General features: G+C 73.5%; 25 protein-coding genes. 5 read left to right on the top strand and 20 right to left on the bottom strand.

Annotation, left to right across the window (positions count from 1 at the left end):
• Positions 1-12: 12 nt before the first annotated feature.
• From caldi_RS16640 to caldi_RS16615, 6 genes are all read right to left on the bottom strand, one after another.
• Positions 13-984: a hypothetical protein gene (locus caldi_RS16640; protein WP_264842864.1), complete on the bottom strand. Its 972-nt coding sequence runs from the start codon at positions 982-984 to the stop codon at positions 13-15.
• Positions 960-1,532: an RNA polymerase sigma factor gene (locus tag caldi_RS16635; protein WP_264842863.1), complete on the bottom strand. Its 573-nt coding sequence runs from the start codon at positions 1,530-1,532 to the stop codon at positions 960-962. Before caldi_RS16635 ends, caldi_RS16640 begins: the two co-directional genes overlap by 25 nt.
• A gap of 106 nt (positions 1,533-1,638) precedes the next feature.
• Positions 1,639-2,424, bottom strand: coding sequence for an ABC transporter ATP-binding protein (locus caldi_RS16630; protein ID WP_264842862.1), 786 nt, complete (start codon positions 2,422-2,424; stop codon positions 1,639-1,641).
• A complete protein-coding gene (locus caldi_RS16625; RefSeq protein ID WP_264842861.1) occupies positions 2,421-3,119 on the bottom strand; it encodes an ABC transporter permease in 699 nt (232 codons plus the stop codon). The genes caldi_RS16630 and caldi_RS16625 overlap by 4 nt, the downstream gene beginning before the upstream one ends.
• Before the next feature lie 6 nt (positions 3,120-3,125).
• Positions 3,126-4,052, bottom strand: coding sequence for a substrate-binding domain-containing protein (locus caldi_RS16620; RefSeq protein ID WP_264842860.1), 927 nt, complete (start codon positions 4,050-4,052; stop codon positions 3,126-3,128).
• A gap of 105 nt (positions 4,053-4,157) precedes the next feature.
• On the bottom strand, positions 4,158-5,348 hold the full coding sequence (locus caldi_RS16615; RefSeq protein WP_264842859.1) for a substrate-binding domain-containing protein: 1,191 nt from the start codon (positions 5,346-5,348) through the stop codon (positions 4,158-4,160).
• Between the two features lie 426 nt (positions 5,349-5,774).
• Between caldi_RS16615 and caldi_RS16610 the strand changes: the two genes are divergently transcribed.
• From caldi_RS16610 to caldi_RS16600, 3 genes are read left to right on the top strand one after another with little or no spacing between them, the layout of a single operon-like run.
• Positions 5,775-7,232, top strand: coding sequence for an FAD-binding oxidoreductase (locus caldi_RS16610; protein WP_264842858.1), 1,458 nt, complete (start codon positions 5,775-5,777; stop codon positions 7,230-7,232).
• A gap of 20 nt (positions 7,233-7,252) precedes the next feature.
• Positions 7,253-8,569 (top strand): FAD-binding oxidoreductase, encoded by a 1,317-nt coding sequence (locus caldi_RS16605; RefSeq protein ID WP_264842857.1) that lies wholly within the window; start codon positions 7,253-7,255, stop codon positions 8,567-8,569.
• Positions 8,556-9,866, top strand: coding sequence for a (Fe-S)-binding protein (locus tag caldi_RS16600; protein WP_264842856.1), 1,311 nt, complete (start codon positions 8,556-8,558; stop codon positions 9,864-9,866). Before caldi_RS16605 ends, caldi_RS16600 begins: the two co-directional genes overlap by 14 nt.
• A gap of 15 nt (positions 9,867-9,881) precedes the next feature.
• Here the strand turns inward: caldi_RS16600 and caldi_RS16595 are convergent, their stop codons facing one another.
• On the bottom strand, positions 9,882-11,081 hold the full coding sequence (locus caldi_RS16595; RefSeq protein WP_264842855.1) for a trypsin-like peptidase domain-containing protein: 1,200 nt from the start codon (positions 11,079-11,081) through the stop codon (positions 9,882-9,884).
• 256 nt (positions 11,082-11,337) lie between these two features.
• On the opposite strand from caldi_RS16595, the gene caldi_RS16590 reads away from it, so the two are divergent.
• Positions 11,338-11,928 (top strand): class I SAM-dependent methyltransferase, encoded by a 591-nt coding sequence (locus caldi_RS16590; RefSeq protein WP_264842854.1) that lies wholly within the window; start codon positions 11,338-11,340, stop codon positions 11,926-11,928.
• Between the two features lie 138 nt (positions 11,929-12,066).
• Positions 12,067-12,189, top strand: coding sequence for a hypothetical protein (locus caldi_RS16585; RefSeq protein ID WP_264842853.1), 123 nt, complete (start codon positions 12,067-12,069; stop codon positions 12,187-12,189).
• Positions 12,190-12,267: 78 nt separating this feature from the next.
• Here the strand turns inward: caldi_RS16585 and caldi_RS16580 are convergent, their stop codons facing one another.
• From caldi_RS16580 to rpsK, 13 genes are all read right to left on the bottom strand, one after another.
• Positions 12,268-13,947, bottom strand: coding sequence for a sugar phosphate nucleotidyltransferase (locus caldi_RS16580; protein WP_264842852.1), 1,680 nt, complete (start codon positions 13,945-13,947; stop codon positions 12,268-12,270).
• A gap of 16 nt (positions 13,948-13,963) precedes the next feature.
• Positions 13,964-15,217 carry a glycosyltransferase family 4 protein gene (locus caldi_RS16575; RefSeq protein ID WP_264842851.1) on the bottom strand — a complete coding sequence of 418 codons (1,254 nt, stop codon included), beginning with the start codon at positions 15,215-15,217 and terminating at the stop codon, positions 13,964-13,966.
• A gap of 306 nt (positions 15,218-15,523) precedes the next feature.
• The gene (locus caldi_RS16570; RefSeq protein ID WP_264842850.1) at positions 15,524-16,495 is read right to left on the bottom strand and encodes a branched-chain amino acid transaminase; all 972 of its coding nucleotides are present in this window, start codon (positions 16,493-16,495) and stop codon (positions 15,524-15,526) included.
• Positions 16,496-16,650: 155 nt separating this feature from the next.
• On the bottom strand, positions 16,651-17,049 hold the full coding sequence (gene rpsI, locus caldi_RS16565; protein ID WP_264842849.1) for a 30S ribosomal protein S9: 399 nt from the start codon (positions 17,047-17,049) through the stop codon (positions 16,651-16,653).
• Between the two features lie 22 nt (positions 17,050-17,071).
• Entirely contained in the window at positions 17,072-17,503 is a 432-nt protein-coding gene (rplM, locus tag caldi_RS16560; protein ID WP_264842848.1) for a 50S ribosomal protein L13, read from the bottom strand.
• A gap of 322 nt (positions 17,504-17,825) precedes the next feature.
• On the bottom strand, positions 17,826-18,587 hold the full coding sequence (gene truA / locus caldi_RS16555) for a tRNA pseudouridine(38-40) synthase TruA (protein WP_264842847.1): 762 nt from the start codon (positions 18,585-18,587) through the stop codon (positions 17,826-17,828).
• A complete protein-coding gene (locus caldi_RS16550; protein ID WP_264842846.1) occupies positions 18,584-19,387 on the bottom strand; it encodes an energy-coupling factor transporter transmembrane component T family protein in 804 nt (267 codons plus the stop codon). Before caldi_RS16550 ends, truA begins: the two co-directional genes overlap by 4 nt.
• A gap of 6 nt (positions 19,388-19,393) precedes the next feature.
• The gene (locus tag caldi_RS16545; RefSeq protein ID WP_264842845.1) at positions 19,394-20,272 is read right to left on the bottom strand and encodes an energy-coupling factor transporter ATPase; all 879 of its coding nucleotides are present in this window, start codon (positions 20,270-20,272) and stop codon (positions 19,394-19,396) included.
• The gene (locus tag caldi_RS16540) at positions 20,248-21,099 is read right to left on the bottom strand and encodes an energy-coupling factor transporter ATPase (protein WP_264842844.1); all 852 of its coding nucleotides are present in this window, start codon (positions 21,097-21,099) and stop codon (positions 20,248-20,250) included. Before caldi_RS16540 ends, caldi_RS16545 begins: the two co-directional genes overlap by 25 nt.
• Positions 21,100-21,163: 64 nt before the next feature.
• Entirely contained in the window at positions 21,164-21,508 is a 345-nt protein-coding gene (gene rplQ / locus caldi_RS16535) for a 50S ribosomal protein L17 (protein ID WP_264842843.1), read from the bottom strand.
• 24 nt (positions 21,509-21,532) lie between these two features.
• On the bottom strand, positions 21,533-22,474 hold the full coding sequence (locus caldi_RS16530; RefSeq protein WP_264844836.1) for a DNA-directed RNA polymerase subunit alpha: 942 nt from the start codon (positions 22,472-22,474) through the stop codon (positions 21,533-21,535).
• Positions 22,475-22,544: 70 nt separating this feature from the next.
• Positions 22,545-23,171 (bottom strand): 30S ribosomal protein S4, encoded by a 627-nt coding sequence (gene rpsD, locus caldi_RS16525; RefSeq protein WP_264842842.1) that lies wholly within the window; start codon positions 23,169-23,171, stop codon positions 22,545-22,547.
• Positions 23,172-23,206: 35 nt separating this feature from the next.
• Positions 23,207-23,596, bottom strand: a complete 390-nt coding sequence (gene rpsK, locus caldi_RS16520; RefSeq protein WP_264842841.1) for a 30S ribosomal protein S11 — start codon at positions 23,594-23,596, stop codon at positions 23,207-23,209.
• Between the last annotated feature and the right edge of the window lie 24 nt (positions 23,597-23,620).

The raw sequence follows: 23,620 nt of genomic DNA, 5'->3' as shown, positions 1-23,620 counted from the left end.
GCCAGAACGGGCTCAGGCTTTCGCCGGGTCGAGGCTCACCTCCCACTCCCAGGTGTGGGGGAGCTCCTCCACCGTCCGGAGCGACGGTGAGGCGTGCACCCCCACCCGGTGCAGCCGGAGGATGAGCCGGCGGGTCCACGCCGGGGTGGGCTCGAAGTCGGCGATGCCCTCCAGGCGCCCGTCCACGAGGCGGTACTCGGAGCGGAACGCCTGGGACTCCGTGCCGTCGGGGGTGCGCAGGGTCCACTGGAAGCCGCCCGCCAGCCGCTCGCCCTGCAGGACGAAGTGCAGGCGGGTGAGGTCCGGGGTCAGGCGCAGGCGCTCGGGCACCGCCGTGACCCCGGCGCGGGTCTGGGGCCCGCCCAGGGGCACCTCGCCCACCCGCCGGCTGCCGGGCGGGAACGGGACGAAGAACTCCGTGAACCCCACGCCGACGCCGGCCCCGCCGGCCATCCCCGCCGGGCGGACGCTCACCTCAGCGCGGTAGTGGCCGGGCTCGGGTCCGCCGGGCCAGACGATGTGCGTCCGCACGGCCTCGGGGCCCCGGAGCTCCCGCAGCGCGAGCTCCGGCAGGGGGGCCTGCCAGACCAGTGCCCCGGTGCCGGCGCGCACCTCCAGCACCCCTCCGTCGACCTGGACCGGGCGCCCGCCCGCCGTGCCCACGACGACGGCGAAGCGCAGCGGCCGGCCCGCCTCGGGCGGGTCGAGGACGCCGGCCGAGGCGCGGATTCCCGCCGCCGGGTCCGCCCCGCCGGCGCCGGCGGCCGGCTCCGCGCCGGGAATGCCGGTGGGAGCCGGTCGCCAGAGCAGGACGAGGGCAGCTGCCAGGGCGGCAGCCGGCACCAGCCCGGCGCGCGCGACCAGGCGGCGCCAGAGCGGCCGTCGGAGCCGGGGCTCGACCCGCGCCCACAGCTGCTCGGGGTCGCCGGGCCACTCCGGAACGTCGCGAAGGGCGTCCGCTAGCCGGCGCTCCCAGGGATCCATTCCGACTCATCCCCCAAGTCGGGACCGAGGAGACGCCCGAGGTCCCGGCGTGCCTCGTGAAGGCGCGACTTCACCGTCGACCGCGGCACGCCGAGGAGGCCGGCGATCTCCTCCTCCTTGAAGCCCAGGAGGTACTTCAGGACGACGGCGACGGCCCGGCGCGGACCCAGCATGCGGATCGCCTCGCCGAGGGCGCGGGCGCGGTCACGGCGCAGGACCTCGGCCTCGGCGGAAGCCGCCGTGCGGACCGGCTGGGGCAGTCCGGCCTCGGGCACGGGCACCGTGCGGCGCAGCCGGCCGGCGGCGCGCCGCGCCTCGCGGACGACGATGCGGAAGAGCCAGGGCCGGAAGGGCCGCTCCGGGTCGAAGGAAGGCAGAGCGGCGAACGCGCGGATGAACGCCTCCTGCACGGCGTCCTCCGCGGCCTCCCAGTCCCGCGTCACCGCATACGCCGCGCGCACGGCGTCACCGACGTGCAGCCGGAACAGTTCGCCGAACGCCTGCCGGTCGCCCCGGCGCGCCTGCCGGATGAGCGTCGCCTCGTCCATGGAGCACCCACCTGATCGGACCCATTCCCTTATACCCGATTGACGGGAAAAAAGTTGGGTGCCGCAGGGCCCGGCACCTTCCGCAGCCGCTGTGGAAGTCGGTGGCTCAGTGCACCTCCGCCGCGCCGCTCCCGTGGGCGGGATCGCCGCCGAGCGCCCGGACGAGATCCGCCGCATGGCGCACGAGGCGTGACACCAGCTCTCCTGCCGGGCGGGTGAACACCTCCCGGGGCGTGCCGATCTGCACGAGTCGCCCGCCGCTCAGTACAGCGACCCGATCGGCGATCGGCGGGATCTCCGTGAAGTCGTGGGTGACGAAGAGCGCCGTTGCACCCACCGCCCTCAGGAGGGCAGGCAGGTCCCGGAGGAGGTCGCCCCGGGTGACGACGTCGAGGGAGGCGAAGGGTTCGTCCAGGAAGAGGACCCGCGGCCGGGTCACCAGGGCCCGGGCCAGGCTCACGCGCTGCGCTTCTCCGCCGGAGAGCCCGTGCGCGTGCCGCCGCGCCAGGTGGGAGACACCGAGGCGCTCGAGCCACTCCTCTGCCCGGGACCGGGCTTCGGCCCGCGGCACCCCGCGCAGCCGCTGGGGCAACACCACGTTCTCCAGCACGGTCGTGTCCAGGAGGAGCGGCTCCTGGAAGACGACGGCCATCTGCCGCCGGAGCGCCAGGCTCTCCTGGGGCAGCCGGACCGGGCGCCCGCCGAAGCGGTAGTCCATCTCGGCCGGGAGCAGCAGGGCCAGGCTCAGGAGCAGGCTCGTCTTGCCCGCGCCGTTGGGCCCGATCACCGCCAGGACCTCCCCCTCCCGCACCTCCAGGCTGGGGATGTCGAGGACGGCCCGGCCCTCGCGCACCAGGCGCAGGCCGTACGCCGCGAGGATGGGCGGGGTCACGCCGGTCGCCTCCTCTGCTGGACCAGCGTGAGCACCGCCGTGACGCCGTAGGTCAGGGCCAGGAGGATCACGCTGAGGGCCAGCGCCACGTCGAAGTTCCCCTTGGACACCTCCATGACCGTTGCGGTCGTCAGGACCCGGGTCTGGCCCAGCACGTTCCCGCCAACCATCATGGACGCCCCGACCTCGGAGACGACCGAACCGAAGCCGGCGATGACCGCCGCCAGGATCGAGAGGCGGGCTTCACGCACCAGGAGCCAGTAAAGTTGCCAGCGGGAGGCGCCCATGGCCGTGATCTGCAGGGCCAGGCGGGGATTCAGCTGCCCCACCCCCGCCACCGTGAAGGCGGCCACCACCGGGGTCGCGATGACCGACTGGGCGATCACCATGGCGGCCGGGGTGTACATGAGATTCAGGAAGCCCAGGGGACCGTAACGCCACAGGAGAAGGCTCACCCACAGCCCCACCACCACCGGCGGCAGACCCATGCCGGTGTTCACGAGGCTGATGAGGAGCCGCCGGCCGGGGAAGCGGCCCAGCGCCAGGAGCACCCCGGTCGGCACCCCGAGGACGACGCTGACGAGCGTGGCGGTGCCGGAGACCCGGAGCGTGAGCCACGTGATGCGGCCCAGTTCCGGGTCTCCGGCAAGCAACATCTCGAATGCCCTGACGAGCCCCTGCCACACGAGGTCCATCTCGGCTCAGCTCTTCGCGCCGAGTTCGTCTTCGCGCTTGCCGGCGTCCGGGAAGAACAGGGGCTGTCCGAACTTGTCCACCCCGAACTTGCCGATGAGCGCCTGGGTCTCGGGGGCGACCAGGAATTCCACGAACGCCTTGCCCCCCTCCGCGTTGACCTTGCTGAACTTCTGCGGGTTCACCCGCATGACGTGGTAGACGTTGAGAAGGGGCGCGTCGCCCTCCAGGACGATGGCGAGGCGCAGGTTCTTCCTGAGGGCGAGGTACGTGGCCCGGTCGGTCAGGGTGTAGCCGCCTTTCTCCGAGGCGATGTTCAGGGTCTGGCCCATCCCGGAGCCGGACTCCTGGTACCAGGTGCCCTGCGGCGTGATGCCGGCGGCTTTCCAGAGGGACTGCTCCTTCTTGTGCGTGCCCGAGTCGTCGCCCCGGGACACGAAGAGCGCCCCCGCCGCGGCGATCCTCTTGAAGGCCTCCACGGCGGTGCCGGTGCCCCGCACCCGCGCCGGGTCGTCCGGCGGACCCACGAGGACGAAGTCGTTGTGCATGACGAGCCGGCGGTCCACCACCGCCCCCTTCTCCACCACCGCCTTCTCCGCATCCGGTGCGTGAACCAGGACAACGTCCGCCTCGCCGCGCTCGGCCATCGCCAGCGCCTGTCCGGTGCCGACGGCGATGGTCTTCACCCGGTAGCCCGTCTTCTGCTCGAACATCGGCACCAGCACGTCCAGGAGCCCGCTGTCCTGCGTGCTGGTGGTGGTGGCCAGGATCACGTCCGGGGTGGCAGGCTTCGGCGCTTCTTGCGCCGTGGTCTCCCCCCGCTCTTGCCCTGCGCCCGCCTCCGTGGTCGCCGGCCGCCTTCCGCAAGCCGTCGCCGCCAGGACCCCTGCCAGGAACGCAACCAGTACAGCTGCACGTACCCGCCTGCCCTCCAACCGCGACGCCCCCTGGCGAGTCGTTATGTACGCCAGAACATAGCGGCTCCACGCCGAGCCGTTATGTTTGATCATGCATAACGTACCCGAGCGATCTCCGACGAGTCAAGCCCGGCGCACCGGCCCGGCCGGAGGCGTGCCGGCGCCTCCGGCGGGCGTCGCCGGGAAGAAGAGCGGCTCCCCGTGGCGGTCCTTGCCGAACCCCGCGATCAGCGCCTGTCCCCGGGGGCCCGTCGCCCACCGCACGAAGGCCGCCGCCTCCTCGTGCCGGGCCCACGGGACCCGGAGCGGGCTGACGGGGATCAGGCTGAACTCGTTGCGCAGGGCCGGGTCGCCGGCAAGGAGGACGGCGAGACCCTCCACGCCGGCGGTGAGAAACGCCGCCCGGTCGGCCAGCGTGTAGGATCCGAGTCGGGCGGCCTCCCGCAGCATCTGCACGCTCCCCATCGCCCCGAGCGGGTCCACTTGATACCAGGGGGCATCCGGCCGGACACCAGCCGCCCGCCAGAGCTCCAGCTCCCGTACGTGCGTCCCGGAGCGGTCGCCCCGGCTGCGGAAGGGCGCACGGCACTGGGCGATGCGCCGGAGCGCGTCCACGGCCGAGCCGGCATCCCGGACCCCGGCCGGGTCGTCCGGCGGGCCGACCAAAACGAAGTCGTTGTACATCACGGGGAACCGCCCCGTGCCGTGGCCGGCCGCGACGAAGGCCTCCTCCTGCCGGGGCGCGTGGCTGAGGACGAGGTCGGCCCGGCCCTCCCGGGCCATGTCCAGCGCCTGGCCGCTCCCCGCCGCGACCGGGCGCACGGCGATCCCGGTCTCCTGGAGGAAGGCGGCGGCCAGGGCGGGCACGAGGCCCACCTCGACCGGGCCGATCGTGCTGGCCAGGACGAGCGCCCGCTCCCGCCGGTCCGGCCTCCCGGGTGCGGGCGCCTGACCCGCCAGGACCCCGGCGTGCCCCTCCACCTCCGCCCGGAACTGCCGGTAGCGGGCGAGGAGGTCCTGTGCGGCCGGCGTGAGGTCGGCGCCGCCGCCTTCGGGGCCGCCGACCCGCCGGTCGAGAAGGCGGACGTTCAGGCGCCCCTCGGCGCGCCGGACCAGGCCCCACGCGTGGCGGTACGACATGCCGAGCTCCGCGGCGGCCCGGTTCAGCGACCCGAGGCGGACGATCGCCTCCAGGAGCGCGAAGAGGCGGTCGGCGGGGACGTCGTCCCCCAGGGTGAGCAGGACGCGGTAGCCGGGATCGCCCAGGCCGGCCACCTCCCCATCGGACCCGGTTCGCGCCCGGACCCGGTTCAATGGTTCTGCCCCCACCGATGTGGCGTCAAGTTGGGTGTCGCGGGGGATCGTTCGGTTCCGCGAAGCACCATTCCGCCCGGCCGCACGGGGGGCGATCGGACACCCGCAGGACGAAGGGTTGCGGGCCTGTACGCTCGGCCCCGCGCGCCGTCCTGCGGGGTGCCGGTGCAGCCGTACCGCGCCGCGATGGGGTGCACGCGCGAGGTGCTTCGGCGGTCCCCCGCGTTGCCCAGCAGACCACACGGGCACGAGAACCGCGGTTTTGCAAACGAAGCTTCGCAGCCGGTCTGCAATATCTGCAGTCGTCCCTCCGCAGGGACCGCTCGACCAGGCAGCGCCGGAGCGCCGTCCCGACGGCAGGGAAGGCCACCGGCCGGGTCGAACCCTCCACCAGCGTTCACCTCAGGTGCGAGGGGAGTACGGAACATGGCGAACCTCGTCGCCCCCCAGCCAGGTCCGGAGGGCTTCCCCCGGGCCGTCGCGCTGCCGCCGGACAAGCTGGAGGCGGCGCACCGGGAACTCGTGGAGCGCTTCGGCCCGGGCCGGGTCCTGACCGACTTCCGGGACCGGATGGCCTACGCGTACGACGCCACCGGCGAAAAGTACCCGCCCGACGCCGTCGTGTTCCCCCTGAGCACCGAGGACGTGGCGGACGCGGTGCGCATCGCGGCCCGCCACGGGCTCCCGGTCATCGCGCGCGGGGGCGGCACGAACATCAGCGGCGGGACGATCCCGGTCACGGGCGGGCTCTGCCTGGCCATGAACCGCATGGACCGCATCCTGGCGATCGACACCGAGAACCACACGGCCACCGTCCAGCCGGGGCTGCGCAACCTGGCGCTCCAGGAGGCGCTCAGGCCGCACGGCTTCTTCTTCGCCCCCGACCCCTCGAGCCACCGGGTCTCCACCGTGGGCGGCAACGCGGGCGAGAACGCCGGCGGGCCGCACTGCCTCAAGTACGGCGTCACGGTCAACCACGTGCTCGGGCTGACGGTGGTCCTCGCCGACGGCGAGGTGGTGCGCCTCGGCGGGCCGGAGCAGGACCGGCCCGGGTACGATCTGGTGAGCCTGCTCGTGGGGTCCGAGGGCACGCTCGGGGTCATCACCGAGCTCGTGGTACGGATCCTGCCGCTGCCGCCGGTCGTCCGCACCCTCCTCGCCATCTTCGACGACCTCGAGGTGGCGATGCAGACCGTCTCCGACATCATCGCCGCCCGGGTGGTCCCCGCCACGATGGAGCTCCTCGACCGCGGGACCATCGAGGTGGTGGAGCGCTACGCCCGGGCCGGCTACCCCGAGGATGCCGAGGCCGTCCTCCTCATCGAGGTCGACGGCCCAGAGGAGTCGGTGGCCGACGAACTCGCCCGGGTCGAGGCGGTCTGCCGGCGAAACGGGGTGCGGGAATTGCGGGTCGCCAAGACGGAGGCGGAGCGGGAGGCGCTCTGGCTGGGCCGTCGGGCCGCGTACGGGGCCGCGGGCCGCCTGAGCGCCCACGTGTGGACCCAGGACGTGACGGTGCCCCGGGACCGCCTCGTGGAGATGCTGCGCACGGTCCAGGCGATCGGCCGGAAGTACGGGATCCGCCTCATCAACGTGGCCCACGCCGGCGACGGCAACCTGCACCCGCTGGTGGCCTACGACCCCCAGGACGCGGACGAGATCCGCCGCATGAAGGCCGCCGACCAGGAGATCCTGGCCGCCTGCGTCGCCCTGGGCGGTTCGATCTCGGGCGAGCACGGGATCGGGATCGACAAGCTGCCGAACCTCGAGCTGCAGCTCGGCCCCGACCTCCTCGGCCTCATGTGGTCCGTGCGGCAGGCCTTCGACCCCGCCCTGCGCCTGAACCCCGGCAAGGCGGTCGCGGCACCCAGGCGCAACGTCTAGCCCCCGGGAGGCATCGACCCATGCCCGAAGAACCGACCGCGTCTCCGGACACCGTGTTGCGGCCGGCGAGCGCCGGTGAACTCGCCCGCCTCCTCCGCGAGGCCCGGGGCGGTCCGGGACTCTCTCCGCGGGGAGCCGGCAGCCAGTGGGCGAGGTGGGGCCGGCTGCCGGCTGTCGGGCTCGACCTCCGGGCGCTTCCCGCCGAGCCCCGGCTGAGCGCCGCCAACCTCACCGTCACGGTGCCGGCCTGGTGGCGGCTCCACCAGCTCGACGCGCTGCTGGCGCCCCACGGGCTGTGGTATCCCGTCGACGCCGGCGACGGCGGCGCCGCCACGGTGGGCGGGCACGTGGCCGCCGCGACGGCCGGGATCCGGCGTACCGGGCTGGGCCCGGCGAGAGACTGGGTCCTGGGCGTGCTGGCCGTGCTGCCCGACGGCAGGGAGGTGCGCCCCGGCGGAGAGATGATCAAGAACGTCGCCGGGTACAACGTGCACCGGGTCCTGGTGGGATCGCTGGGCATGCTGGCCGTGCTGGTCGAGGTGAGCCTGCGGATCGCCCCGCGCCCCGAGCGCCACGTCACCCTGCGGGCCCGCTTCGAGACGCCCGCGGCCGCCTGGGCGGCGCTCTCGCCGCTGAGGCGCCAGGCGAGCACCCTGGTCGCCGCCGAGTGGCTGCGCGCCGGCCCCGGCGTGGAGGTGCTGCTGGCGTTCGAGGGCCCGACCCGGGCGGTCGAGCACCAGTCGGGGGCGGCGGCGCAGGAACTCCGGCGCGCCGCGGGGCTCGCCCCCGGGACCGGGGACGGGGTCGAGCTGGCCGGCGGCGATGGCGCCGCGGCCCTGTGGAACGCCCGCCGGGAGCGGCTGTTCGGGCCGGCCGTGCTGAGGCTGCGCGCCGGCGTCCGCCCGTCCGAACTGCCCCGCCTCTGGTCGGACGCCGCCGAGGTGCTCGCCGGCCGGGCGTGGGACGGGATCGCCCGGGGCTACGGCGGCGTCCTCGAGATCGTCATCCCGGCGGGCAGCGAGCCGCCCGGCGGCGCGGGCGAACCGGACGCCCCGGCCGGCCTCGTGCCTGCCGTGCAGGAGCTGCGCCGGCGGGCGGAAGCCCTCGGCGGCTACCTCCAGGTGCGCGGCGCCCCACCGGGATCCCTCGGGGACCTGCCCTGGACGGCCCCCTCGCCCGACGGCCACCTGCACCGGCGCCTGAAGGCCGTGTTCGACCCGGACGGGGTGCTGGCCGGGGCCGCCTTCCTGCTGCCGGAGCCCGGGGGGCCGGCGCCCGCCATGGCGGCGTCGGAAACCGTCCACGCGAAGGGAGGGTCGGCGGGTGGAAGGGTATAGCACGGCCGCCCTTCGCCAGCTGGACCACTGCAATAAATGCGGCTTCTGCCTTCCCGCCTGCCCGACGTTCCTGGAGACGGGGCTCGAGATGGCCTCTCCGCGGGGGCGGCTGGCCATCGCCGAGGAGGTCATGGCCGGCCGGATGCCCCTCAGCGACTACGTCGCCGAGCACATGTACCTCTGCCTGGACTGCCGGGCGTGCGAGGTGGCCTGCCCCTCGGGCGTCGAGTTCGACCGCGTGCTGGCCGACACCCGCTTCCTCCTGAACAGGGCGGGCATCCCGCCGGCGGGCAACCCGCGCATGCAGCGGCTCCTCCTGGGGACCGTGGCCCGCCCCCGGCGGCTGCGCCTCCTGAAGGGCGCGGTGCGGGCCTACCAGGCCCTCGGCCTGCGCGCCCTGGCCCGCCGCCCCGCGGTCCGGCGCCTCTTGCCCGCCCGCCTGCGGAACCTGGAGGCCATGCTTCCCGACCAGGCCGAGCAGGTGCGGGCGCTCCGGCCGCCCGCGCGCAAGACCGCCCCGGGGACGGGCCCCGGGACGGTCACCGTGGCGTTCTTCCCCGGCTGCGTCCAGGCCGCGCTCTTCGAGGGCACCAACGCCCGCACGGTGCGGGTGCTCGAGCACTTCGGCGCCCGGGTTGTCCCGGCGGCAGGGTTCGGCTGCTGCGGGGCGCTTCACGGCCACGCCGGGGACCGGGAGCAGGCGAAGGCGCTGGCGCGGCAGAACATCGAGGCGTTCGAGCGGAGCGGCGCCGAGTACCTCGTCAACAACGCCGGGGGGTGCGGGACCTTCCTGAAGGAGTACCCCCGCCTCTTCGAGGACGAGCCCGACTGGCTGCCGCGGGCGGAGGCCTTCGCCGCCCGGGTGCGCGACGCGTCCGAGCTCTTGCTCGAGCTGCCGGGGCCGCCCCGCTGGCAGGACGGCGAGACGGCCGCCGGGACGAAGCCGCGCATCGTCGTGACATACCAGGACTCCTGCCACCTCCGCAACGTGCAGCGGGTGTGGCAGGAGCCCCGAAGGATCCTGCGCCGGCTTCCGGGCGTCGAGTACGTGGAGCTCCCGGGTGCCGACCAGTGCTGCGGCTCGGCCGGGATCTACAACGTGACGCACCCGGAGATGTCCCAGGCGATCCTCGACAGGAAGATGGCGAGCGTGAAGGGCGTCGACCCCGACGTCATCGTGGTCGCCAACCCGGGTTGCCAGATGCAGATGCTCCTCGGCGTGGAGCGCCACGGCCTCGGCGGGAAGGTGCGGGTCATGCACCTGATCGACCTGGTGGCCGAGACGCTGGGGCTCTGACGCTTCCTGCGCCCGTCACTCCGCCGGACGCTGCTCCAGGCGGACGTTCACGGTGGTCGGCTGCCCCTCCCGCCACAGGAGGACGGGAACCGTGTCGCCGGGCTTGCGCCGGGCGATGACCGCCTGCAGCTTCTCCGGCGTGTCCACGGGCTGGCGGTCGACCTCGAAGATGACGTCGAACCGGCGGATCCCCGCCCGCTCGGCGGGGCTGTCGGGAGCCACGCGCATCACCAGCACGCCCTGGACCTCGGGCAGGCCGATGTACCGGGCCACGGCCTCGTTCACGGCGATGGTGGACACGCCCATGTACGCCCGCTGGACCTGCCCCTGGGTGCGCAGCTGCTCGTAGATGACCTTCACCGTGTTCGACGGGATGGCGAAGCCGATCCCCTGGGCGTCGGCGCGGATGGCCGTGTTGATGCCGATGACCTCGCCCCGCAGGTTCAGGAGGGGCCCGCCGCTGTTGCCCGGGTTGATCGCCGCGTCAGTCTGGAGGAGGTTCGTGAACTCCCGGTTCTGGATCCGCAGGGGGCGGCCCTTGGCGGAGATCACGCCGACGGAGACCGTGTGGTCGAACCCGTACGGGTTGCCGATGGCGATGGCCCACTCGCCGACCCGCACGCGGTCCGAGTCGCCCAGGGTGGCGACGGTGAGCTTCCCCCGCGGCTCGATCTTCAGCACCGCCAGGTCCGTCTGCCGGTCCTGCCCCACGACGCGGGCCTTGTAGGGCTGCTTCTCGCCCCAAACCTCGACCTCCAGCTCCTGCGCGCCGTCGATGACGTGCTGGTTCGTGACGACGTACCCGTCGGCGGAGACGATCACGCCGGTCCCGAGCGAGTGCTCGACCTGCTCCTGCTGCGGGAGGAGATCGCCGAAGAACTGCCGGAAGAACGGGTCGCCGAAGAAGGGATCCGGGGCCCGGCGGACGGCCGTGGCGTTGATGCGCACGGCTGCCGGTCCCACGCGCTCCACGATGTCCGCGATCGCATCGGGGTCGACGAGCGGCGGAGTCGCCGGGGTGCGGGCAGCCGCTCCCGGTTCGGGGCTGCTCTGCGCCACCGCGCCTTCCGAGGCGAGCGCCCGGCCGGGCGCCCCGAACGCGCCCTTGCCCAGCCGCTCGGCCAGGGTCGCGCCGCCCGAGATCGCCCCGACGCCGAGGGCGGCCACGGCCACCCAGAGCAGGAGTCCGCCCACGCGCCGGCCTGAACGAACCATGACCCCTCACCTCCCGAGTCGACATCGGGTCCCGTGCCTCCACACGTGATGGCTCAACCGGTGGGGCGATGCCGGTGGCGATGCTGTCCCCGGCCCGTCCGCCAGAAAGGTAGCGCAGGGCGCGGCCGGTGTCAACCGGCCCCCCTGAGGCCGGACCCGCGGGGCGGCGGCGACCGGCGTTGCCGGTCGCCGGCCGTCTGCCTCATAATCGGGGGAAAGACCCGCTGAGAGAGTACTCGAGGGGAGGAAGGGCGGCGTGGGCGAGCGCTTTGACCCGGCCAAGGCCGATCACCTATTGGACCCGGCGCGCAAGGCGTGGTACGACCCCGACCGGGTCCTGACACACCTGGACCTGGGTCGCGGCCGGGTGGTGGCGGACGTGGGGTGCGGTCCCGGCTGGTTCACCCTGCCGCTGGCCGAGAGGGTGGCTCCGGACGGGCTGGTGTATGCGATCGACGTCGAGGAGAAGATGCTCGAGCGCCTCATGGAGCGGGCGAAGGAGCGCGCGGTGGCCAACATCCGCCCCGTCCTGGCAGAGGAAGAGGACGAGTTCCCGGTGCCGAGCTCCAGCTGCGACGCGGCGCTCGTGGCGAGCGTGTACCACGAGGTGGACCCCACCTCCAGCTTCGCGAACGAGGTTCGCCGCATCCTGCGCCCGGGCGGCGTGTGCCTCCTGATCGAGTGGCGGCCCGAGCCGACCCCCGTGGGCCCTCCCCAGCACGAGCGCCTCTCTCCTGACGACGTGATCCGGGAGTGGACCGCCGCCGGGTTCGAGGCAGCCGGCCCGGTGGAGGTCGGGCCCTACCACTACGGGATCATGTTCCACGCCGTGAAGGGAAGCGCGTGAAGTCCGAGCAGGGGGGCGGTCCCGGAGTGAACGGCGCGCCGGGCCGCTGGAGCCTCCGGCCTTCGGGGCCGGCAGCCGCTCCGGCGGCGGGAGCAAGCGCCGTGCAGTTCACATAAGCTGGTGCCGGAGGTGAGGAACATGCCCTTCGGCTTCTGGCCGTTCAGCTTCGGCGGTGCCAGCTTGTTCGGCGTGCCTGCCGCCGGCTTCGGGATCACGCCGTTCGGTTTCCCGTTCCCGTTCCTGTTCCCCTGGTTCATCTGAACCGGCAAGCTGCGCGGGGCGGCAGCCAGCCGGCGCCGGGAACGAAGCGGGCACCGGGGTGGCCGCTTTCGCCGGGGGTCACCCCGGTGCCCCCCTCACGGCGCGCTGCACGGTCTCCCGCAGGAACAGGAGCGGCGCCTCGGGGAACGGCCGCGCCTCGCCCGGAGCCGGCGGCTCGCCGTCCGGGCCCCCCACGCCGGCCACAGGCCCCGGCCCGGCCGCGGCTCGCTCCAGGCGGCGCTCCTCGTCCCGCGTGAGGCTCCCTCCCCCCCGGCCGACCACGGTCAGCTCCACGGTTCCCCCCGGCCCGGGCGCGGGCACGTGGACCCCGCCGGCCGCGCCGCAGCGCCGCACCGCCCAGGCGAGTAGCGCCGGGCCAGCCGGGGGGAGGGTGACGACCCGCCGGCCGGCGAAGGTGAGGCCTGACTCGAACGCCCGGGCGAGGGTGGCCGCGGCCGGGTGGGGGTCGGCGCCCACCGCGACGGGACCCGGGCCGAGTGCGGACCCCAGCGCCTCGCCGAGCCGCACCGCCCGCACGGGGTCAAGGTCCGTGCCGAAGGTGCCGCGGAAGAGATCGCCCGGCCCGGCGCCATGGTCGGACCAGATCACGTGGCGGCGGACCTCCGCCGCCGCGGCGACCCCCCGATCGGCCCACACGTGCACGCCGGGGTGGACGGACGCGCCCTCGCCGATCCGCGCCCCGGGCCCCACCACGGCGTCGCGGTGGATCGCGGCCCCGGCGCCCACCCGCGCCCCGGCGGCCACCACCGCCTCCGTCACCGCGGCCCCGGCGCCGACCACCGCCCCCTCCCCCACGACCGCCGCGTACAGCCGGGCGCCGGCCTCGACCCGCGCCGCCTGCCCCACCACGACCCCGCCGGCCAGGATCGCGCCGGCCTCGACCCGGGCGCCCCGCCCGAGGAGCACGGGTCCCTCCAACCGGGCCGGCGGGTCGAGCCGCGCCGCCTCCTCCAGCCACACCCCGGGGGCGACCTCCTCCCCGGGCGGCCGGAACGCCGTCCGTCCGGCCAGGAGGTCCAGGTTGGCCTGCCGGTACGCCCTGGGCTCGCCCACGTCGCACCAGTACCCACCGGCCACCCAGCCGTAGACCCGGGCCCCCCCGGCGAGGAGCGCGGGGAAGAGGTCGCGGCTGAAGTCCCACGCCCGGTGAGGCGGCACGAGTTCGAGGACCTCGGCCTCCAGGACGTACACGCCCGTGTTGACCGTGTCGGCGAACGCCTCATCCCGGGCGGGCTTTTCGAGGAAGCGGGTCACCGCCCCGTCGGGGGCGATCTCGACGACGCCGTACTCGCGCGGGTCGGCCACCCGGGTGACCGCCAGGGTGACCTGGGCCCGGCGCGCCCGGTGGAAGGCCACCAGGGCCGACAGGTCGATGTCCGTGAGGCCGTCCCCGCTCAGCACCACCAGCGTGCCGCCGAGCCCGACCGGGTCGGCACGCCACGCGGCGGCCACGCTACCCGCGGTGCCCAGAGGCGCCGGCTCGACCGACGTGACGACGTGGCGCAAGGGGCCTTCGCGCTCGGGCGGGAACGCGGGCTCTCCGGCCAGGTAGGCCTCGACCTGGCCGGCCCGGTGGCCCAGCGTGACGACGGCACCCTCGAACCCGTGGCGGCGGAGCAGGGACAGGGAATACCCGAGGACGGGCCGGTTGCAGATGGGAACGAGCGGCTTCGGGCGGTCGCACGTCAGAGGTCGGAGCCGGTTGCCCTCACCGCCCGCCATGATGACCGCCTTCATCGGCAGCCCCCCTCGGTCATCCGGCAGGCTGACCGGCCCGGGGGGGCTCCACCCAGGGGCTCTGCCGCCACTCCCGGAGTACCTCCTCGTAGATGGCCGCGGTTGCCCGGGCCACGCTGCTCCAGGTGTAGCGCGCAGCGACCTTCTCCCGCGCGCGCCGGGCCATCTCCCGGGAACCGGCGGGGTCGGCCAGCGCCGCCTTGATCTGCTCGGCCAGGGAATCGGGGTGACCCGGGAGCGCCTTGCGGCCGTCCACCCCGTGCTCGACGAGTTCGGCCAGACCGCCCACGTCGGAGACCACGAGCGGGGTGCCGGCCGTCATCGCCTCGAGCGCCACGATGCCGAAGGGCTCGTACGTGCTCGGGAAGACCGCGACGTCGGCGTAGTGGAAGAGCGCCCACCGCGCCGGATCCTGGAGGTAGCCCGTGAAGTACACCTTCGGCCCCAGGCCCAGGGCGGCCGCGCGGGCCCGCAGCTCGCCCTCCCACGGCCCCCCGCCGGCGATGACGAGCTTGGCTTCGGGAAACGCCGCCAGGACGTCGGGAAAGGCCTCGAGCAGCACCCCGGCCCCCTTCTCGGGGACCAGGCGCCCCAGGTGGTAGACGATCCTCTCCCAGGGCGCCGCGAAGAATTCCCGGGGCGGAGCGCCTTCCGGGAGCCGTTCGGCATGCGGCGGCACGTCGATGCCGTTGGGCACGACCCGCACCTTGTCCTCCGGGAGGCCGAACAGCCGCCGGACCTCGTGCTGCATGGCCCGGCTGCAGGTGATCACCCGCCAGGCCTCGTAGGTCAGCCACCACTCGACGTCATGAATGTATTTGTGTCCGGCATGGTGTAGACCTCGCATGCGCCCGTGCTCGGTCGCGTGGACGGTGGCCACGAGGGGCAGCCGGAACGCGTGCTTCAGGAGGCGGCCGGCGTAGGCGGTGACCCAGTCGTGCGCGTGCAGCACCACCTCGTCCTCCGCCGCGCCCCCGGCAGGCGGCTGGAGGGCGCTGCGGCCCAGAAGCCGGATCCCGGCCTCGGCGAGGGCAAAGTTGAGGTGCATGATCCACCCCGGGAAGTCGAGCGCGTTCCCGAAGTAGGGGTGCACCCGGTGGACGCGCACCCCGTCCTCTTCGGCCACCCCGGCGGCGCCCGGGGCCGCGCGCGTGAGGACGTCGACGGCCACGCCCCGGCGCACCAGGGCCCGGGACAAACCCAGGACGTGGGGCGAGATCCCCCCGACCTGGGCCGGCGGGTACTCCCACGTCAGCATCACGACGCGCATGCCACTGCCTCCCGGGCGCGCACCGGGGGTGGGCGGGGATTTGGCCGCCAGCTCCGCACGACGGCCCCCGGCACGGCGAAGGTGCTGATGCCGGGGGTAGTATGCCTCAGCCAGCCGGCCCCCTGACCGCCAGCCAGGGCCGCAGCCACCCCCCGGGCCACCACCACGTGACCCGCACGGCGCCACCCCGGCGCGGGGAGATCGACATGCCGGCACGGGGCAGGGAATCCCCGGGGCCGCGGGCCGACGCGCCGGGCCCCGCGCACCCGGCGCGGGGCCCGACGTCCTGTGCAGGCGGGGTCCTGCTCACGCGTACACCGGCACGATCCAGTGGCGGTAGCGCTCGTTCTCGCCCCGGCAGGCGGCGATGTACTCCTGCTGCAGGCGGCGGGCGATCGGCCCCACCTTGCCGTCGCCGACGGGGCGGAAGTCGACCTGGGTGACCGGCGCGATCTGCACCCCGGTGCCGCAGAGGAAGAGCTCGTCGGCGAGATAGAGCTCCGTCCGGTCGATGGTGCGGACCTCGACCGGAATGCCCAGGTCGCCGGCCATCTCCATGAGCGCCCGGCGGGTGATGCCCTCCAGGATCGCGTCAGTGACCGGGGTGGTGATGAGGCGGCCCTCGCGCACCATGAACAGGTTCGCCGCGGAGCCCTCCGACACGTGGCCGTCGGCGGTCAGCATGATGGCGTCGTCAAACCCGGCGCTCCGGGCGTCGTCGACGGCCAGCGCCGCGTTCAGGTAGCTGCCGGTCAGCTTGCCGCGGCCGGGGATGTCGTTGTCGTCGAGCCGGCGCCAGGACGAGACCGTGAGGTGCAGGCCCTTCTGGGTGTCGATGTAGTCCCCCATCGGCGCCATGAAGATCCCGAAGGCGTCCTCCAGGCCGGAGAGCTTCACGCCGATCGCCAGCGAGGACTTGAAGGCGATCGGGCGGATGTAGACGTCTTGCTGGAAGCCGTTACGCCGGAGCAGCTCCACCGTGATCTCGGTGAGCTTCGCCGGGGACTCGGGAAGGCGGATCTTCAGCAGCCGGCAGTTGCGCTCCATCCGCCGGTAGTGCTCCTCGACCTTCAGCCCGTACAGCTGCTTCTGCGCAGGGTTCCAGTAGGCCCGGATGCCCTCGAACACTCCGGTGCCGTAGTTCAGGGCGTGGGTGGCGATGTTGACGTTGGCGTCCCGCAGCCGGACGAACTCGCCCCCGAAGTATGCCCACGAATCGAGGTCGACGCCGTGGCGGCCACCGGCAACCCCCTGCTGGGCGACCGGATTCGCGCTCATAGAGCCTGCGCCTCCCGAGCATCGTATATTTCGCTTGTACCCTTCTACTCCCAAAACACTTTCCCTGCCACGGGCCTGCGGGTTTCCCGCGCCCGGGGACGATGGCGACCAGGGCCGGCCCGCGCTGTCCGCGGACCGGCCCTGCCGGTGCGTCTCTATCGCTTCGAGAACTGCGGGCGCTTGCGCGCCTTCTTGAGGCCGTACTTGCGGCGCTCCTTGACTCGGGGGTCCCGGGTGAGCAGTCCGGCCTGCTTCAGCGGGGGCCGGAGGGTCGCGTCGACCTTCAGCAGCGCCCGGGCGATTCCGTGCCGCAGGGCGCCCGCCTGGCCGGAGATCCCGCCGCCGGCCACCTTCGCCAGCACGTCGTAGCGGCCGTCGGTATCGGTCACGGTGAAGGGCTGCCGGACCACGATCTGCAGGGCACGGATGGGGAAATACTCCTCGAAGGGCCGCCCGTTCACGACGATCCGGCCGGTGCCGGGCAGAAGCCGCACCCGGGCGACGGCGTTCTTGCGCCGCCCGGTGGCCCAGACGGCCGCGGTTGCGACTGCCACGCGCCTCTACCTCCTTCCCGGCTCAGACGTCCAGCTTCTCGGGCTTCTGCGCGGCGTGCGGGTGCTCGGGACCGGCGTACACCTTGAGCTTCTTGAAGAGCTTGCGGCCGAGCCGGTTCTTGGGGAGCATCCCCCGCACGGCCATCTCCACGACGCGGGTCGGGTGCTTCTCGAGCATCTGGCGGGCCGGGGTCATGCGCCACCCGCCGAGGTAACCGCTGTGCCGGAAGTACATCTTCTGGTCCATCTTCCTGCCGGTCAGGCGTACCTTGTCCGCGTTCACCACGATGACGAAGTCGCCCGTATCCACGTGCGGGGTGAACGTGGGCTTGTGCTTGCCCCGCAGGATGGCAGCGACGCGGGCAGCCAGGCGGCCGAGGACCTTCCCCTCGGCGTCCACGACGTACCACTTGCGCTCGACTTCGCCCGGCTTCGCCATGTACGTTGTGCGCACCCGTGACTTCCCTCCCACGGGCGAGTGACCGAGTAACCCACGCTACGTCCGCTCCCCCGGGGGTCCGGCCGGGGCTGGGTGGGCGCCGGTTCCCTCTCGTGTCGGTTCCTGGCGCGGGTCAACAGGATTCATTTTAGGATTACCGGCGGGAACACGTCAAGAACGAAGTGGTGCGTGGTGCGGGACTACCACCACCCCCCGGTCGGCTGGCCCGCCGGTGCCCATCGACCTCGAAAGCGGGGCGGGGCAGCCGGCGCCATGGGTCTGGAACCGCGATCGGGTCCAAAGCACACGGGTCCGGGGCCTGGTCGGCGGGGCACGCTCATTCCGGGTACCGGACCGCTTCCAGGCACAGCCCGTGCGGGGGCGCCGTGCGACCGGCCCGGGTCCGGTCCCCGGTCGCCAGGGCGGCCCGGACGTCGTCGAGGCTCCGCCGGCCCAGCCCGACCTCCACCAGTGTGCCGGCGAGGATGCGGACCATGTTGTAGAGGAAGCCGTCCGCCTCCGCCTCGATCCGCAGGAGGCGCCCGACCACCGGCGCCCCCGGCACCTCGGCGACCTCCAGCCGGTGCAGGGTGCGCACGGACGTCTTCGCCGCGCCCCCGGTCGACCGGAAGGCGGCGAAGTCGTGCCGGCCCACGAGCAGGGCCGCGGCGGCCCGCATGGCGCCCAGGTCGAGGGGCTGCGGCACGAACCAGGCGTACCGGCGCAGGAGGGGGTCGGGGAACGGACTGTTGTCGATCGTGTAGCTGTACACCTTCGAGACCGCGTCGTATCGCGCGTGGAAGGCCGGCGGCACCTCCTCGGCGGCGACCGCCACCACGTCATGTGGCAGGTGGGCGTTCAGCGCGTGAGGGAAGCGGTCGGCCGGGATCCGGCTGGCGGTCGAGAAGCTCACGACCTGCCCGCGGGCGTGCACCCCCGCGTCGGTGCGGCCGGCGACGGCGAGCCGCGGCACCTCCCCCGTCGCCCGGCGGATGGCCTCCCGCAGGAGGGCGGAGATGGTGACGGCGTTCGGCTGGGGGGCGAAGCCGCCGTACGCCGTGCCGTCGTACCGCAGCGTCAGCTTGATCGTCCGCGTCAACTCCCCCACCACCGCCACGCGATCACCGCTCCGGCCCAGGCGGCGAGCAGCGCTGCCGCCACGGCGTCCGCCGGCCCGAAGGCGAGTTCCCGCATCCGGGTCCGGCCCTGACCGCCGCGGTAGCCGCGGGCCTCCATCGCCACGGCCAGTTCGTCGGCCCGCCGGAAGGCGGCGACGAAGAGCGGTACGAGGATCGGCAGGAGGGCCTGGACCTGCCGCAGCGGGCCCTGCGCCCGCAGGCGGGCCCCCCGGGCCTCCTGGGCCTTGAGGATGCGCTGCGCCTCTTCCATCAGGGTCGGGATGAAGCGGAGGGCGATCGTCATCATGAGCGCCAGTTCCGCCGCCGGCACCCCGACCCGGCTCAGGGGGCGCAGGAGCCGCTCCACCCCGTCGGTCAGGGCGATCGGGGTGGTGGTGAGGGTGAGCAGCGACGCGACCACCACCAGCAGCACCAGGCGGGCCGCCATGAGCGCGGAGAGCGCCAGCCCTTCCCGGGTCACCGTGACGGGTCCGAGGCGCCCGAGCGGCTGGCCGGGGGTGAGGACGGCGTTGAGGGCCACGGTCAGCACGAGGAGCACCAGCACCGGCTGCAGGCCCCGCAGGAGGAGCGCGGGCGAGAGGCGGCCCGCTGCGACCGCCGCGGCGGCGAGGGCGAAGGCCAGGCCGATGCCCACGGCGTCGCGCAGGAAGAAGATGAGGACGCTGTAAGCGATGACGCCGACCAGCTTGGTGCGCGGGTCCAGGCGGTGCAGAAAGCTCGTCCCGGGCACGTACTGGCCGATCAGCTGGAGATCCAGCACCCCTGCTCACCTCCCGGGCCGGGGCCCCGCGGCCTGCCCGCGGGCGGCCAGCACCGCCGCGATCTCCCGGGCCGCCTCCGCCGCGGTCACCGCCTGGCCCGGCAGGGGCCAACCCCGTTCCCGGAGCAGGTCGACCAGGCGGGCCGCCGCCGGCGCGTCCAGGCCGAGCGCCGCGAGCTCCTGCCGGCGGTGGAACACCTCGCGCGCCGGCCCGTCGAGGACCACCCGGCCCCGGTCGAGCACGATGACCCGCCCGACGAGCTCCGCCACGTCGTCCATGGAGTGGGAGACCAGCACGACCCCCATTCCGCCCTCGTGCAGCCGCCGCACCAGGTCGAGCATCTCCCGCCGGCCGAGGGGGTCGAGCCCGGCGGTCGGCTCGTCGAGCACCAGGAGCTGCGGGCGCATCGACAGCACGCCGGCCAGCGCGAGGCGCCGGGCCTGGCCGCCGCTCAGGGCGAAGGGCGAGCGGTCCAGCAGCTCCGGCCCGAGCCCCACGGCCTCCAGCGCCCAGCGCACCCGCTCCTCCACCTCCGCCTCCGGGACGCCCAGGTTCCGGGGGCCGAAGGCCACCTCCTCCCGCACGGTGGCGGCGAACAGCTGGTGTTCGGGATACTGGAAGACCAGCCCCACCTTGCGGCGCACGGCCCTGAGGTCGGCGCGGCGGGCGGAGGTGTCGACGCCGTCGATCCACACCCGCCCCGAGGTGGGCCGGAGCAGCGCCCCGATGTGCTGCACGAGGGTCGACTTTCCCGAGCCGGTGGGCCCGATCACCCCCACCGCCTCGCGGTCGTCCAGGGTGAGGCTCACGCCGTCCAGCGCCCGCCAGGCGTGGGGGGTGCCCGGGTGGTACACGAAGCTCACGTTGTCGAGTACAACCGGCATAGCTCGTCCACCAGGTCGTCGAGGGTGAGGGGGTCGGCCCCGAGCGGCACCCCGGCCTCCCGCAGCGCGGCGGCCAGGTGCACGGCGGGGGGCAGGTCGAGATGGGCGCGGCGGAGCACGTCGGCGTGGCGGAAGACCTCGGCCGGGGGGCCGGTGAGGATCACCCGCCCGCCCTCCATCACCGCCACCCGGTCGGCCCGCACGGCCTCCTCCATGAAGTGGGTGATGAGCACCACGGCCACCCCGGCCTCGCGGCAGAGGCGGGTGACCGTTTCCAGCACCTCCTGGCGGCCCTGGGGGTCGAGCATCGCGGTCGGCTCGTCCAGCACGAGGCAGACCGGTCGCAGGGCCAGCGCCCCGGCGATGGCCAGACGCTGCTTCTGCCCGCCCGAGAGAAGGTGCGGCGGACGGTGGCGCAGGGCCGTGAGCCCCACCGCCGCCAGGGCCTCGTCGACCCGGCGGCGGATCTCCTCCGGCGGCAGGCCCCGGTTCTCCGGCCCGAAGGCGACGTCCTCCTCGACGATCGCGGCCACGATCTGGTTGTCCGGGTTCTGGAAGACCATGCCCACCCGGTCCCGGATGGGCCAGAGGTTGGCGTCGTCCCGGGTGTCCAGACCGCCCACTCGCACCCGGCCCTCGTCCGGCCGCAGCAGCACGTTCAGCATGCGGGCGAGGGTGCTCTTGCCCGATCCGTTCGGTCCGACCACGGCCACGAACTCGCCGCGATCGACCGTCAGGCCCACGTGGTCGAGGGCGAGGACGGGCCCCGACGGGCCCCCCGGGTAGCGGAAGGTGACGTCCTCCACCGTGACGTAGGGCTCGGCCACGCCACCACCCCCTGGATGGACCGGGGCGCCCCGCCGGGAGCTCCGGCGGGGCGCCCACCACGTCTCAGACCAGCTCCAGCCGGGCCATGGGGGCGGCGTCACCCCGGCGGTGCACCGTCCGGACGATCCGGGTGTATCCGCCGGCCCGGTCCTTGTAACGGGGCCCGATCTGGTCGAACAGCTTCTTGGCCACCGACTCGTCGTACAGGACCCGCAGGGCCCGGCGGTAGTTGGCCAGTCCGCCTGCCTTCGCCAGCGTGATCAGGTGCTCGGCCATGCGCCGGGCCTCGAGGGCCCGCGTCGTCGTGGTCTCGATGTGCTCCTTGTCGAACAGCGCCGTCACCAGCGCCCGCAGCATCGCCATGCGCTGGTCCGTGGGGCGCCCGAGCTTGCGGTATCCCCGCGCCATCGGCGTGACCCTCCAACCGAACTGTTACTCGTCGCTGGGGCGCAGGCTGAGGCCCAGGGCCGCCAGCTTGGCCTTGACCTCCTCGAGCGACTTCTTCCCCAGGTTGCGAACCTTGATCATCTCTTCGTCGGACTTGGCCACCAGCTCGCCCACCGTGTTGATCCCGGCGCGCTTCAGGCAGTTGTAGGAACGCACCGAGAGGTCGAGCTCCTCGATGGTCATGTCGAGCAGGCGAGACCGGTCGTTCTCGTCCTTCTCGACCATGATCTCCATCTGATCCGCCGTGTCCGTGAGGCCCACGAACAGGGTCAGGTGCTCGGTCAGGATCTTGGCGGCCAGCGAGCAGGCCTCGTCCGGCCGGATCGTCCCGTTGGTCCAGACCTCGAGCGTCAGCTTGTCGAAGTCCGTGACGTGACCGACCCGGGTATGTTCCACCGTGTAGTTGACCCGCCGGACGGGGCTGAAGAGGCTGTCGACGGGGATCATCCCGATGGGCATGTCCGGCGTCTTGTTGCGGTCCGCCGGGACGTACCCCCGGCCCCGCCCGACGTGGATCTCGGCGAACAGGCGCCCGCCGTCGACGGTGGCAATGTGCAGGTCCGGGTTCATGATCTCGACGTCCGGGTCGCGGAGGATGTCGCCGGCCTTGACCTCGCGCTCGCCCTCCGCCTCGATGCGGATGATCCGGGGCTCGTCGCCGTACAGCTTCAAGGCCAGCTGCTTGAGGTTCAGGATGATGTCCGTGACGTCCTCCACCACGCCGGGGATGGTGGAGAACTCGTGCAGGACGCCGTCGATCTTCACCGCGGTCACAGCCGCACCCGGCAGCGAAGAGAGGAGGATGCGCCGGAGCGAGTTGCCGAGCGTGATGCCGTAGCCCCGCTCAAGCGGCTCGACCACGAACTTGCCGTAGCCGTCGGCAGTCATCTCGACGGTCTCGATCCGCGGCTTCTCCATCTCCAGGATCATGTTGGCGATACCCCCCCAAATCCTCCACAGGCCACGGCGCAGGGGGGCCGGGCCCGGAACCGGGCCATCAGCGGCTGTAGAGCTCGACGACCAGGTGCTCCTGCACCGGCAGGTCGATCTCGTCCCGGGTCGGCAGCCGGAGAACGGTGCCGCGCATGTTGGGCAGGTCGACCTCCAGCCACGCTGGCACGGTGTGGGCGCCGCCCGCCTCCGCGAGCTCCTTGAGGCGCCCGTGGTCCCGGGAGCCCTCGCGCACGGCGATCACGTCGCCGGGCCGCACGAGGTAGGACGGGATGTCCACCTTCTGGCCGTTGACCTCGATGTGGCCGTGGCGGACGATCTGGCGTGCCTCCTTGCGCGAGCCGGCGAGACCCATCCGGTACACGACGTTGTCCAGCCGGCGCTCCAGGGTCTGGAGCAGCACCTCGCCGGTGACGCCCTTCTTGCGGGCGGCCAGCTCGAAGTAGCGGCGGAACTGCCGCTCCAGCACGCCGTAGAAGCGGCGGACTTTCTGCTTCTCCCGGAGCTGGAGCCCGTACTCGGACTGCTTCTTGCGCGCGGTCCCGTGCTGCCCGGGCGGATGGGGCCGCCGCGAGACCGGGCACTTGTCGGTGTAGCACTTCGCACCCTTCAGGTAGAGCTTCACGCCCTCGCGCCGGCACAGCCGGCAGACCGGGCCGATGTAGCGTCCCACGCTGCGATCCTCTCCTCCTCAGCCAGTGGCCGGCGCTAGACCCGGCGGCGCTTCGGCGGCCGGCAACCGTTGTGCGGGATCGGGGTGACGTCCTTGATCACGCTCACCTCGAGACCGGCGGACTGCAGCGACCGGATGGCGGCCTCGCGGCCGGCGCCGGGCCCCTTGACGTACACCTCGACCTCTCGCACCCCGTACTCCATGGCCTGACGCGCGGCAGCCTCCGCGGCCATCTGCGCGGCGAACGGGGTGCTCTTGCGGGAGCCCTTGAAACCGAGGCTGCCGGCCGTGGCCCAGGTGAGGGTGTTCCCGGCCGGGTCGGTGATGGTCACGATCGTGTTGTTGAACGTGGACTTGATGTGCGCGATGCCACGGTCGACGTGGCGCCGCTCCTTCCGCTTGGCTCGCGCCGGACGGCGGGGCATGAGCGACGGACCTCCTTCGCGATG

Origin of the sequence: Caldinitratiruptor microaerophilus (genome assembly GCF_025999835.1) — a bacterium.
GTDB classification, from domain to species: Bacteria; Bacillota; Sulfobacillia; order Symbiobacteriales; family ZC4RG38; genus Caldinitratiruptor; species Caldinitratiruptor microaerophilus.
This window is presented reverse-complemented; position numbering and strand designations above follow the sequence as displayed.

Bases quoted from the DNA above. Each gene is read 5' to 3' on its own strand.
- caldi_RS16640 (WP_264842864.1), bottom strand. From the start codon at position 984: ATGGATCCCTGGGAGCGCCGGCTAGCGGACGCCCTTCGCGACGTTCCG.
- caldi_RS16635 (WP_264842863.1), bottom strand. From the start codon at position 1,532: ATGGACGAGGCGACGCTCATCCGGCAGGCGCGCCGGGGCGACCGGCAG.
- caldi_RS16625 (WP_264842861.1), bottom strand. From the start codon at position 3,119: ATGGACCTCGTGTGGCAGGGGCTCGTCAGGGCATTCGAGATGTTGCTT.
- caldi_RS16610 (WP_264842858.1), top strand. From the start codon at position 5,775: ATGGCGAACCTCGTCGCCCCCCAGCCAGGTCCGGAGGGCTTCCCCCGG.
- caldi_RS16605 (WP_264842857.1), top strand. From the start codon at position 7,253: ATGCCCGAAGAACCGACCGCGTCTCCGGACACCGTGTTGCGGCCGGCG.
- caldi_RS16595 (WP_264842855.1), bottom strand. From the start codon at position 11,081: ATGGTTCGTTCAGGCCGGCGCGTGGGCGGACTCCTGCTCTGGGTGGCC.
- caldi_RS16585 (WP_264842853.1), top strand. From the start codon at position 12,067: ATGCCCTTCGGCTTCTGGCCGTTCAGCTTCGGCGGTGCCAGCTTGTTC.
- caldi_RS16580 (WP_264842852.1), bottom strand. From the start codon at position 13,947: ATGAAGGCGGTCATCATGGCGGGCGGTGAGGGCAACCGGCTCCGACCT.
- caldi_RS16575 (WP_264842851.1), bottom strand. From the start codon at position 15,217: ATGCGCGTCGTGATGCTGACGTGGGAGTACCCGCCGGCCCAGGTCGGG.
- caldi_RS16570 (WP_264842850.1), bottom strand. From the start codon at position 16,495: ATGAGCGCGAATCCGGTCGCCCAGCAGGGGGTTGCCGGTGGCCGCCAC.
- caldi_RS16545 (WP_264842845.1), bottom strand. From the start codon at position 20,272: ATGCCGGTTGTACTCGACAACGTGAGCTTCGTGTACCACCCGGGCACC.
- rplQ (WP_264842843.1), bottom strand. From the start codon at position 21,508: ATGGCGCGGGGATACCGCAAGCTCGGGCGCCCCACGGACCAGCGCATG.
- rpsK (WP_264842841.1), bottom strand. From the start codon at position 23,596: ATGCCCCGCCGTCCGGCGCGAGCCAAGCGGAAGGAGCGGCGCCACGTC.